Annotated in this window: 11 protein-coding genes and 1 tRNA gene; all 12 read right to left on the minus strand. The window is 45.2% G+C overall.

The genetic code is table 11. From position 1 onward, the window contains the following. Positions 1-265 (minus strand): hypothetical protein (locus LBQ00_03940; protein ID MDR2018012.1); only part of this gene is annotated, 265 nt, incomplete at its 3' end. Positions 266-645: 380 nt separating this feature from the next. After that, complete coding sequence (locus LBQ00_03945) at positions 646-2,472, minus strand: hypothetical protein (GenBank protein ID MDR2018013.1); 1,827 nt, start codon at positions 2,470-2,472, stop codon at positions 646-648. 117 nt (positions 2,473-2,589) lie between these two features. Further along, positions 2,590-2,665, minus strand: a tRNA-Gly gene (locus tag LBQ00_03950). A 57-nt stretch (positions 2,666-2,722) separates the two neighbouring features. Further along, positions 2,723-3,637 carry a hypothetical protein gene (locus LBQ00_03955; protein ID MDR2018014.1) on the minus strand — a complete coding sequence of 305 codons (915 nt, stop codon included), beginning with the start codon at positions 3,635-3,637 and terminating at the stop codon, positions 2,723-2,725. Positions 3,638-3,969: 332 nt separating this feature from the next. Beyond that, positions 3,970-5,145, minus strand: a complete 1,176-nt coding sequence (locus LBQ00_03960) for a hypothetical protein (GenBank protein ID MDR2018015.1) — start codon at positions 5,143-5,145, stop codon at positions 3,970-3,972. A gap of 21 nt (positions 5,146-5,166) precedes the next feature. Next, positions 5,167-6,066 (minus strand): glycosyltransferase family 2 protein, encoded by a 900-nt coding sequence (locus LBQ00_03965; GenBank protein ID MDR2018016.1) that lies wholly within the window; start codon positions 6,064-6,066, stop codon positions 5,167-5,169. A gap of 21 nt (positions 6,067-6,087) precedes the next feature. Further along, complete coding sequence (locus LBQ00_03970) at positions 6,088-7,017, minus strand: glycosyltransferase family 2 protein (GenBank protein MDR2018017.1); 930 nt, start codon at positions 7,015-7,017, stop codon at positions 6,088-6,090. A 62-nt stretch (positions 7,018-7,079) separates the two neighbouring features. Continuing rightward, positions 7,080-7,814, minus strand: coding sequence for a hypothetical protein (locus tag LBQ00_03975; GenBank protein MDR2018018.1), 735 nt, complete (start codon positions 7,812-7,814; stop codon positions 7,080-7,082). Further along, on the minus strand, positions 7,811-9,052 hold the full coding sequence (locus LBQ00_03980) for a hypothetical protein (GenBank protein ID MDR2018019.1): 1,242 nt from the start codon (positions 9,050-9,052) through the stop codon (positions 7,811-7,813). Before LBQ00_03980 ends, LBQ00_03975 begins: the two co-directional genes overlap by 4 nt. Positions 9,053-9,070: 18 nt before the next feature. Then, positions 9,071-9,838, minus strand: coding sequence for a ChbG/HpnK family deacetylase (locus LBQ00_03985; GenBank protein ID MDR2018020.1), 768 nt, complete (start codon positions 9,836-9,838; stop codon positions 9,071-9,073). A 99-nt stretch (positions 9,839-9,937) separates the two neighbouring features. After that, entirely contained in the window at positions 9,938-11,149 is a 1,212-nt protein-coding gene (locus LBQ00_03990) for a glycosyltransferase family 4 protein (GenBank protein ID MDR2018021.1), read from the minus strand. Positions 11,150-11,259: 110 nt separating this feature from the next. Next, positions 11,260-12,021, minus strand: a 762-nt coding sequence (locus tag LBQ00_03995) for a glycosyltransferase (protein ID MDR2018022.1), incomplete at its 5' end; no start/stop codon positions are given.

Here is a 12,021-nt window from a genome sequence, read left to right on the forward strand (position 1 = left end):
CCCCATCGAATGTACCGTCAGTTCGGGGCGTTCCATTAGAGTTCATGGTGCCGTACCCTCCCGATGAGGAGGCGTCAATTGCGGACTGTATGTCGGCGGCGGAACATGAGGCTGCCAGTTTACATGTTCCGGTCTCTCCATAACGGCACATAACGGTAGTGTATGCCGCCAATGAATACGATGGAAGAGCCATGCTGATACCCAAAAGAAGGGCACAGGTAAGCATTATTGCAAACAAGGATGAAACGTGGTTGGTTTTTTTCATTCTCATACCTCAAAACTCTTTATAGAGTCATTTGATGCGCGGCTTAACAGAGACAAAATTATTTCCGCTGCACATCCTAGCTTGGCAAAATTCTACCTCGCAGAAAAGTTTAAATAAAATGATCATCATTACAAGGACAGATTAAATTTATTCCAGTTTCACAGATTCTCTTGAATTTTATAAGCAAACTTGATGCCACATAAGGCTTAGATTGATTACCTGACTGATTAATATCTTCCCGGACCCATCGACACATATTTCTGAAGTATTATTCCTTCGCTTAATAGCATAAATAGTATGATTTGCGCTACGCTAATAGCCCAGGCAGGGATTATATCAGTAATTCAGTAATTGCTAATCGAAGGTCCATACTTCTCCTTTTATTGCTCCATCAACTCTCGCTGAATAAGCTCGCTCGTGAGAAGACGGTGTATCTCTGACGTATAATTTCCAAGACCTTTGATGTGTCGATTGACAATATCTTCAAGAATTCTCCCATGAAGGTAAGGCCTTTGGCGACTGCGGTAATCCAAGAGAATCTGTCTTACATATCGGGACAATTGATCACGATACCAAATACGAAAATGATAAAATTTGTGTCTTCCGAGAAAGAGCCTTTCAAGGCGTACCGAGGCGAACATATGATCAATTTTTGACAGCCACTGAGGCATCCCATAGTCATACGCATATTCCGACTTTACAGTAAACTCTTGAAAAAGGTGATGCATTTTTCCTATAACGGGAATGGGCCTATACAATAACCCTCGATCCGTAGGTATCCTGGCTAACGCGCGGTTTCTTTCGGCGATAAGACGCAATGACGGCTCTTTACTCAAAATGACACTACGAGGAGCCTGATACGTCAAAGCGACAATCTCGTTGTCCAAATATGGAGAGCGTACTGTAAGTTGAGATTGCTCAAGAGAAAATTGCGCGTAATGATGCCATGGTATCTGTTTGAAGGCTATAAATGATTGGATAGATCCCTCCTCTTGTTCGTGGATATAGGTTGAAGGAGTGTTTTTGACAAGTTCCGCAAATTCCGGGTCCAGCAATTCTTCCCGGAAAAGCTTTGGTTTAAACGCTACATTCCCCCGCAAAATTTCAGACCCATAATTGCCGGTCAAGCGTACAGGGGCAATCTGTCGTGCCAATCGGTTGACATAGAGTTCAACGGATCCTGTTATATCCATTGCTCCATCGGAAATAAATATGGCTTTTTCGGCCAGTTTGGGAAACTCTTTAAAAAAGACAGGTCCCACAACGATTGTATCATGCGGTTGGTTACAAATCCTCGCTATCTTACGAGCGATCGAAACATCCGTACAGTCACGATATGTACCGCCGAAAGTGTAGCATGGCAATTCTCCGGGATCAGGATGCGACCAAGCCATGATCAGGCGGCCATCCAAACCGCCTGTGAGCGACATGGCTACTTGATTTGGCCCGCGACGATAACGATGTATCACGCGACCGAAGGTTTCCTTCAGTCTTTCATAATACTCTTCTCCGCTCAGCATCGGTTGACCCTCCCATACTGATGGATCAAAGTAGGTTCGCTTTTTCACATTTTGCTTTCGGGCAAATGTCCAGATTGATCCCCCCGGGATAAGGGAAATCCCTCGAAAAAGAGTTCTATTTTGTAGCACGCATCCAAAAGAGAACGTTTCCGCCAGGCTCGTTAGATTCAAAGTGCGCAGTTCCGGCAGAACTTTCAAGAGCGATTTGGCTTCCGAGGAAAAATAGAGCCTGCCATCGCGCTCATGATAGTAAATTCGGTTCAACCCATACCTGTCATTGAATAACGCGACAATCTTCTCCCGAAGGTCTACCACCACACCACTGAACCAACCGTTGAGTTTGTCGATAAAACCGAGTCCGTGTTCCTCGTAGAGATGCACCAGATAACCGGCGCCCCCTGGATCATATTCATGCCCCCGGGTCCTGAGATATTCTAAGTCCGCTTGGTCTGTAAAATCCTCACCGGAGAATATGAGACAGATATCCTTATTCTCGTTCCATATTGGTGCACAATCCGAAAACGAACCGTCATGGTTTACCCATCCGATATAGAATCCAAGTTCCTCATTAGAATAGGTTCCTCTTCGGTGGAAGGCTTCATGCGTCATACGTACACTCATCAGCTCAAGGGCAAATCTCTGCTCCTCGGCTGAACCCTCGCCAATAATTCCTACAATTCCAGGCATATGTTTTTCCTAACTGTGTTGCTAATATCCAGCACGATAATAAACAGAAGATTGAGGGTACGCAGAACCTGCATTCCGATGCTTGGTTTATGTTGCTTCTCTTAAGAAAACTGCATTTGGAGCCGGCGGGAGGATTCGAACACTCCATCTGCTGAATGGAATTCAACTGTTCTGCCCATTGAACTACACCGGCTTTATTTGGCAATATACTTCTATAATATTAACTCAGGAGCACGGAAAATTCAACCATTTAATTTCCGTTTCCTCCCTCTTCCTCTCCTTTCATTTTCCTTTCATACCATTTTGTCCGCACATCAATGAGATAATTATTTAATTTTACAGGAATCAATCCCGCGATGCCATGATGAAGCCTAAGTTTAAGAACTATCCTGCCTCTATTGCTTACAGGTATATAATACCTAGGTATTTCTATCATTTTAAAACCATTACGGTTCTTGAACTCAATTATAGGGGTATTTGTTCTCTTTCCATAAATGTACTTTCCGTAGGTAAAGTATTTCATCTGTCTCTTTTCGCATATCTCCACTGTTTTAGCGATTAATGCGTTGGTAGGCCTTTTATCCTGATGCCTGACCATGGAGATAATTTGCATAATCTTTGCCGCTTGCCCTACGTATACCACTTTTATGAACCCTATAAGCTCGTCATTGAGGTAGGCTCCTATGAAATCGCATTTTGACAAATAGGTTGCATTCTCCCGCTTTACCGTATCAAAATCCTTGCCATAATGCCAAAAGTATCTACCTTGCCTGACAGGGGTTTCGTTATAGATGTTTACAATGCCTTTCACTAATTCATCATTAAATTCAACAACTTTTGTATTGACACCTCGTTTGGCCGACCTTCTCACATTTTTTCTGGTCGCCTGCGGCAGCCCGGCCCACCATTCATCAAACGTCGCTAACCTAATTACCGCAACATTGTCCCACTCCATATAGTACCCATATTTAGGTGAAGCCTCAGACAATGTTTGCATGAATGTAAAAATATCTATCTTCGCTCCAGCGCTTACGATTGCTTTTACTACTTCCTCCGGAGCCTTAAGAGAACTTCTTTCAAGCCAGTTTTCGTCGTAGATCTCTCCAATCCTTGCGATCCCCCGTGAAACGTTGAGCGATATCTCATTTAGATTGATTATGGACATTAACTCGATTCCTTTCTTATTGTCTTAATGGTTCACATGGCAACACGGGTCTCTCCGGCCAGAAACAAGCGCAAAACAACCGGTTGAACTTTCTGCACCCATACAGATAATCAATTCATACGTCTTAAATTTGGTCCATCGCCTTCAGCATCATATATTCTTTATGATTTCCAACATTATTTGTTCATTTATTTTAGCTTTACAGCCTATCATATATCATAATTTCATCACTTTTCTCATACAGTTTCTATCTGTACGGATCTTCAAAACCTTGATCGAAGTATTGCCCATATTTTCCGGCTCTTTCAGGTAACTGACTAAATCGGCTTATATTAAGACCGGGGTTTTGTTTCATTTAGTTTAAGAAGCAGAAGCGCCAGGGCCTTATACGTGGTCGCCTGCGCCCAATGGATCATTGGCGTCTTCAATGTAAAGACGGGATATCGTGTAAAATAAAAATAACCCGACTTATCCTGCATATTTTCAATGGCCCACTTGGCGACCCTCAAAGCCAATTCGAGCGATGCGTGATCATAGTCGGAAAAATTGACCAGCGTCTCTATCGATTGAGATATACACTGGCTGTCAATGGGATATGCGCGGTTATGGTAATACTTTGGCCTGCCGGTCGCCTCAAAAAAGTTATTTTTATAAAATTCGAAGCCTCGCTTCAGATTGCCCTCATACGTCTTGTCTTTCGTACTTTCTATGTAAGATTTTAAGGCGTCCAGATTATATCCAGTATGGAAATTATCAATCCAGTGATACTTTGTTTCTTCTCCGTAAAGCCAGGAACCATCAGGTAACTGCCTGGTACACGTGTATGCCATTGCTTTTTTGGCCACTTTCAGGTATTCCATTCTTTCAATGTAAGTGAACGCTCGTGCCAGCAAGGCAGCCGCTAACATGCTCTGATTATGAATAGTACAATCCCCCTCCCCTTTGGCTGTATAATTAAGACAAAAGCCTGAGGCCGTCTCGTTTCTCGGTATCGACAATATCCAGTTACAGACGCTTTCAACCACTTCCAGATAAGCTTTGTTTCCCATGACTTCGTACGCCTCAAGAAACGCAAAACCAATAAGGCTCGTCCAGACGGTGATGGGTTCGAATTTCCCCTGCCTGCCGCCACGGCTTGCGAAATCAAACATTTTACCCCAAGCATATTCTTCGTGGCCCGGCGCTCTATTTGTCATCAGCCAGTTGAGACATGCTATTGCCTTATCTTTATGCTTCTCAACGCCTGTTGCCCTAAACCTCGTGAGATAGCCCCAAGCCATATAGCCACGCCCGATAAAAGAATCTTTCGGTTTCACGCCCAAAAGCGGGCGAAGGTTAATCGGACTTCGCCAAATGAGTTGCTGGAGCAGACGATCAAGGAATAGGTTGCCCAGCGTGAGGGGTCTCACATATGACGTCAGACCGTCTGCCGGATCATACCCTTTATAATTGTGGTCTTCTATCCATTTTTCCAGTTTTTCCAAGCTATCTTCGAATATTTGTCGCATCTCGTCGCATCATATGCGGGACTAATGATCCCGTTTAAACTCAAATGCCCGGCGGAATATTTCATGAAGTCTCCGCGTTTGTTCCGCTCTGTAAAATTGCATAAGTTCCGCCGATATGGGCCTTTTTGCCCTGCTCACGAAAGCCCAGACATATCCCCATAGCAATAGAATACCCCCAATTACATAAGGCTTATTCTTCATCTGGAAAATAGATCTGAATAAATGCCATAAAGGGTGGCCGCCCAGACAGTAGTTCTTCTGCCCATACTTGAATTGTACTTTCAGTGTGCCCGAGTCTCCTGTACCTATCTTGCGGTGATGAAGACACGTCATGTCCGTAAATGTGCGTGTTTTCCATCCTTTCATCCTGGCCGTCGTAACCGCAACCCAGTCGATACCCCCTCCTTTAATGGGAATGTATCCGCCTATTTCCTCAAAACATTCACGCCGGAATAGTTGGCATGCCCCGGAAACATGTTCAATATTCGTGAATCTGTAGTCGTAGTGCTTCCCGTCCTCCACAAAAGGAGTCCCCGCAACCCCGAGTGCAGGGTCGCCGGCAAATTTCGCCAAAAGAAAATTAAAATAATTACCTTCGAAGGAAATATCAGCGTCAAGATTTCCTATAATGTCATATTCTATTTCTGTCTCTGTTATCTTTGCGTAACCGGCATTAAAACAATGAACCTTCGCCGCGAACTGCCGGTCGGTATGCTCCGGCATCCGGATCAGTTCCATCCAAGTAGTTGTCTGAGCATATTTTCCGACAATCTCATCCGTACGATCGGTCGATCCATCACTGACAATTATCCATTTTTCGGGTAAAATGGTTTGAGACACCACCGACTTAATTGTCTTCTCTATACTAGACTCCTCGTTACGGGCTGGAGTTATCAGGACATATCTATAATTGTTCTTCATTGGCATTTGCGGTCCGAATTGTCAAAAAACTCTTTCCTTCGCTGCGCTCACGCCGCAGACCGTCAGAAGCGTACTTAGGTGATAACAAACTTTTACAAGGAACTTCATGAAAAGATCGTGCCTTATAAGTATTAATATCGGCAAAGCCGGAGTATATATCATGATAGCTAAGAACGATTTGACCGAATCAATACTGAGCAATGAAATTCTTTCCGACTTGGCGAAAGCCGAACCTTGAAGAAACGCTTTCCGAACCCAATAAGATCTTCGGAATCTTTCCGGCGGGACAATTTCGCTTACGCAGGCTTCATTGCACCAGATAAACCTATTGCCCTTTTGGAGTCTTCTTCTGAAGAAATCCCCATCTTCTCCTCCTGTCTTTCCAAAGAGAGGATTAAAAGGGTCACCCCCATCGACAAGTATTTCCCTTTTCAACAATACGTTACCCGTTCGAGTATATCTGGCGTCACGGAGAATAGTTCCGGTTGAAAATGACCTTCTCTCGCATATCTTGCTGCTTATGATCCAACCGGGAGGTTGTGTCTCGAAATATGGCTTGACCGGCCCCAATATACCGTCGGCCTGAAACCTACAAAAAGCTTCATACAAATTAAGAAGCCAATCTTCATCCGGGATTTCGTCATCGTCAATAAAAACAATTAGATCGCTTTTTGCGTTCTTCACAGCCCTGTTTCTTGCCAGGGCGATATTTTGTTCAGGCTCTACATGATAATCAATGGGAATCTTTGACCGAAGTGCGTACGTTTCTACTGTCTCGCGGGCAGACTCTTCCGAGTCATTGTCGACAATCACTACGGAATATCCGAATAAACCGTCTGTCTTTTGCAGTATTGCCCCGGCTAACAGCCGTTCCAAAAGTTCAGGCCTCCTGTATGTGCAGACGCATATGCTGACGTGTTTATCTTCCGCCATTTTACATTTATTAAACATACTGCTATTTCCACTTGAGGGTAAATGCATCTATCGCTTCTTAAGCGTTGGCTTTGTGCTTGTTATTTATACCACCTATAGATTCTCGCCAAAAGCCTCCTCTTACGCTCAATGGCTCTCAATGCCGACAGCGCCCTCAGAATCATATTGCCACTGAGGGAAACCCCGAACGCGCAAGCCTGCCATTGACGAGATCTTAAGGAATCCAAGACCGACTCCTCTGTTATGGTTGCTTTTCCGTTTAAAGTCATAGACAGCGGAAAAAACTGACGCCGATCATGAAAATCAATCCCCGCGAAGGCAACGAGGTCCAACTCTTTGGGAAGGGGAAAAACGGTCTGACTCGGTGCCCATCCATCCGACTTACGATTCCACAGTTCAAGACCTGTCAATCCTGTTTTCCAGGCGGGATTAAAAACATTCCACGCATTAAGCCGGGATGGATGCGCAAGCACAGCCACCCCATTTTCAGTTGTAACCGTCTCCAGCAATCTGCCCGTAGGTACTCTTTCGCCCAAGAAACGTGCGCTTCCCCACACAAGAATGTGAACAATATTGCTCGCATCACTATATTCAATTCCAGGAATAATGAGCATTCGGTCAGTACTCGCCTGCGCACACGCTTCCCGATACCGCTCAAAACGTGGTTGAGTAAACCCTCTGTCATGTTCTGCCGTCATAATTATCCGATAACCCCGACGGTTGAACTCAACCGCAAGAGTTTTGAGCGGCCACTTACCATCATATGACCAGTCGGAGTGCACATGGACAGCGGCTTTAAGTCTTTCCCGCCTCATCTCCCACGCTTGGATAACTGGTCGCGTAATGTGTAATACGAGTCGACGAACAAAACTTTCGGGTCGTCCCTTCGCCAGTTGTAAAGGAAATCACCACGTCGAACAGTTACGACGTCGCGTAGAGCTTTCCAGAACGATGGCCACTTCCTCAAGGCCTTTGATTTTGGTCCGCGTAATACAAATATAGGATACATGAGCTCCCGCCCTAAGTGCCTGCACACGATCCCTGGCGCACCAAGAGGCTCGGCAATGGTTACTGTCGTGCCAATCGAAAGATTGATGTTCCAAGCCGGATATTCCAACCCCTGGCGCCTTGCGAGGGCCATACTGCCCCAAGGCCGACCGTTTATTTCCATAAACCACGCAACCCCCGAAGCGTCGCGTAACAGCTCAATCATGAAAAGTCCACGCCACTCCGCTGTACTTACCAGCTTCTCTATAGGAGCAATGAACTCCTCCGATACTTTCTGAGAGATACAGGCACTGGACCCAGAGCCATGAGGGTTCATCATTCTCAATCTCTTATGAGCGCTCCATGCTCTTATATGTCCGGGGGTAGCAAGGCCAAAAACACCCTCCCCGACACCGTTAATTAACGGCTGCGCCAAGAGCGGCATCGCGCCGTCCCATTCATTCAGTGCCTTCTCCAATTCTTCACGGCTTCCACATATCCAAGTCCGATATTTTCGCAATCGGTTCTTAATGGGAAGGACACTCTGTGCCGGTTTAAGAATGAACGGAAATGCTATATTATTGTTCAGTATGTCTCTGGGTGTCTCGGCGAGAAATGTTCTGGGTACTTTAAATCCTGCATCCATTGCGGCCTGAATTTGCACGGACTTATCAAGAGCCAAATCAATATTGACACCGCTGGGACCAGCCAATGTCCAGCCATGACTCAGGGAGACTCTGCCACACATCCACACCGCCGAGTCATCCAACGGAAATAAGACACGCTGCGATTCTTTTACCGAAGTGGCAAGCGAGACCAACAAGGCATTCAGTTCGGCGAGGCCCTTCGCGAGGTCTGTCTCAGGAGGGGTAATTTCATAACATGTGACATAACGGCTGTGGTGGAGGGAAGACCGTCGCCCTCTCCGAGCAAATGCAATTACCTCAAAGCCTTCATCCACTAAACTCCACACTACCTCCGGCGCAGAGAGTGCTTCCGCAAATCCCACCAAGACAAGTACTTTCGAGTTTTTGCCCTGTGCCGCCTCTAAAATCTGTGATCTCATGAATTCAAGCACGGAAGATCAAATATTTCCAAAATTGATAAGTCTGTCTGTTTTAAACATTTTGTTGACTCCTTCATTTGTGAGAAATGATATTACAGATTTGTTTTCCTTATGTGGGTGAGCCACTATCTCGATTACGTCACGGTTCAAGACTACCGCCTTTACCATCCCGTCAAATATTCCTTCAAAGTCTGCGTGTGCCAAATCAAAATAGCCGTCCGTGGTCCTCGTTTTTTTCCTCAGGTAATACTGATGAACGGTCCTATATATTTTCTTTACCAAGGATTGCCTATTATTGGTAATCAACTTCTGAGACCGAATGTAAGGGATACCATATTTTCCGGCAACTTCGACCATAGCGTCCAATACAGGCCAAAATAGGTGGAGGTGGTGGTGGTGATCCATATGGGTGATTAAAATGCCGCTATCTAAAACCTTCTCAACTTGAAACGCATATTCCTTAACCAGATCTGTCCTGCTATATTTGAACCATTTGGCATTTGTGGCGGATTTTTCTTTGGAATAGAATCTGCTTGTCGATGGGTCTAAAACTGATGATGGTTGTTTCGAAATAGGATTGAACTCGTCGAGCGTCAGATGAACGCCCACTCCCAATCCAGGATTTCTCTTTGAAATATTTACCGCTCCGTCAAATGCACAACCGGCAGCAATCAATGATGCGCTCGTCATAATGCCGTTTCGGTGGCAGAATTCTATGGATTCATTTACATCCTCAGACTTCCCGAAGTCGTCTCCGTTTACTATGATCTTCGTTGCGCTAATCAAAGATATCTCAAGATTACGATTAATTCCGAGATCATTACATTACGTCTGAAATCGGAATAATTTTTGGGCATTGATTTCGTATATACCGCAAAAGCAGTCTTAGCCCTTGCGCGTCAGTCTGTCCACCAAGCTAAAGTATTCCAGTTTCTTTTTTTCCCATGAAAATTCAGCCACAAATTTGGACGCGTTATCCACGAGCAGTCTTCTCTTTGTTTTGTTAGTGGCTAAATCAAGCATGGCAGAGGCTAAATCAGACACGTTTTCCGGCTCGAAAAATCTCACTACCGAATCGTTGAAGTAATAGCTGTCAATCTTTGTTCTCGACATAATTACAGGGACTCCAAGGGACATAAATTCGAGGCTTTTCGTGCTGAACGCCTCCCCTCCAAATGGATCATTTCTCTTTGGAATGATACAAAGGTCGGCATTTGCCATTAACTCGGCAACTTCTTCTATCCGCACCGGAGGCTGAAACAGGATCCGGGATGAAAGTCCCGCCGAGTCTGCCATTTCTCTCAATTTATCCAACTCGCTTCCACGACCGTAAATGTGAAACTCAGCCTGCGGCACTTGCGCGGCAATGGACATAAACGCTTCAATCGCGAGGTCAAGTCCCTGGTGCCAATTTAAAGTCCCCGGATACATCATAATAAATTTATCATCGTTTCGTGTCCGTTTCCTCGGGAAAAAAATAGACGGATCCGGATAATTCAGAAGAGTGGTGCATCGGCTTGGTGAAACCGACCTTGAACACAGCTTTTTCTCCCAAATATGGTTTGATATGATGACATGGTCCGCGAATCCGCACGACAACTTCTCCACCGTCTTAAGCGCTCTGAATAACATACCGTTGTCCGCCCGTGAAAATTTACTTACATAAAGCTCTGGAACAATATCATGAATATCCAAGATGATCTTACAACCGGAAAGCTTCGGCAACAATGCGGCAAAGACCTCAAAGTCAGGGATGGAGTGGACATGAATAAAATTGTATGGATTCCTTGAGTGCTCTTTCGATAAATAGTATGAGGAGTGTAAAAAAAATCGTACCAGTTTTTCAAGATATGAAAATTTGCCTTTCTCGTCGGGGGTCCTCTCCTGGATGCGGTAGACATTAACCGCCTTAAAAGTCTCGAAGGCCGGCTGCCCCTTTTTCCTCAGCGAGATAACATCAACCTCATCGCCGCGGGAGGCAAGAGACTCTGCATACCTCTTGACCCGTCCGTCGTTCTCATAGAACGAGTACGTGAGCATACACACTTTTATTCCATGTTCTCGAACTATTCCCTGAGTGTTCGTCACCACTCTCATAGCGCTCACGATAAATCAACTCCCTTGCCGGAATTAGGGTACTAATGGGATCACGATATTACAGCCGCTCATATGCTTTCACGAACCGTTCTCTTGGATGCGGTCATCTTTTATTCCCCCGGTAATATATCCTTTCTTTTTCTGACGAGGGTATCGGATAAATTACCGGGCAGATATGTGATGACACATTTTATGAGGGAACGGACAGAAGGATGAAGCAACAGAGATCTCATATAGGAATGCCTGGCTTCCGCTTTTCTGTTGGCCAGAACCAACATATTTCCCAGAGCTCTCAGGTTTTGGCCTTGCTTGCGCTTAATGGCCGTGTATTCCTGCCGCGTCAAATCTCCACGACTCAGAAGAGAGTCATATACTTTACCAAATGCCTTGTGGCGATACGTACCCCTCTTTAGGCTTTGAGCCATCAAATTTTCTATCGCCTCGTCACGCCTGAAAACTTCGACTAATTCCCTTTTTGAAATCGTGAACGGGCCTTCAAGCGCCATGCGGGCAATCACATCCAGGTCTTCCGCGATGGAAAGCCCTGCGTCAAATAATCCAGCGCGCAACAATGAGTATCGCCGCATAACCGATGACTGTAGAAACCACATCGCATGCTCAATGACCAGAGCTAGCGGCTTTTCCAAGACCAAATATTCTTTAGTCCCGAATTTGACAAGAAAATTCGATTCGGTAAAGAGACCGATTCTTTCCATCTCAAGAGAGACAGAGAACGCATTGGTCATATGAGCTACAGCCTTAGGAAACTCCTTGATTCGCTCGTACTGTGAGGAAAGATAATCGGGATTCCATTCATCATCAGAATCAAGGAATGCCACCCACGGTCCTTTCGCCTGCATGGTTCCCGTATT

This window comes from Syntrophobacterales bacterium, from assembly GCA_031274925.1.
Classification (GTDB): Bacteria; Desulfobacterota; Syntrophorhabdia; order Syntrophorhabdales; family Syntrophorhabdaceae; genus PNOM01.

What these genes read in the sequence shown, in the direction of transcription:
- LBQ00_03960 (MDR2018015.1), bottom strand. Translation starts at nt 5,145, where the DNA reads ATGCGACAAATATTCGAAGATAGCTTGGAAAAACTGGAAAAATGGATA.
- LBQ00_03970 (MDR2018017.1), bottom strand. Translation starts at nt 7,017, where the DNA reads ATGTTTAATAAATGTAAAATGGCGGAAGATAAACACGTCAGCATATGC.
- LBQ00_03965 (MDR2018016.1), bottom strand. Translation starts at nt 6,066, where the DNA reads ATGAAGAACAATTATAGATATGTCCTGATAACTCCAGCCCGTAACGAG.
- LBQ00_03980 (MDR2018019.1), bottom strand. Translation starts at nt 9,052, where the DNA reads ATGAGATCACAGATTTTAGAGGCGGCACAGGGCAAAAACTCGAAAGTA.
- LBQ00_03975 (MDR2018018.1), bottom strand. Translation starts at nt 7,814, where the DNA reads ATGAGGCGGGAAAGACTTAAAGCCGCTGTCCATGTGCACTCCGACTGG.
- LBQ00_03945 (MDR2018013.1), bottom strand. Translation starts at nt 2,472, where the DNA reads ATGCCTGGAATTGTAGGAATTATTGGCGAGGGTTCAGCCGAGGAGCAG.
- LBQ00_03990 (MDR2018021.1), bottom strand. Translation starts at nt 11,149, where the DNA reads ATGAGAGTGGTGACGAACACTCAGGGAATAGTTCGAGAACATGGAATA.
- LBQ00_03955 (MDR2018014.1), bottom strand. Translation starts at nt 3,637, where the DNA reads ATGTCCATAATCAATCTAAATGAGATATCGCTCAACGTTTCACGGGGG.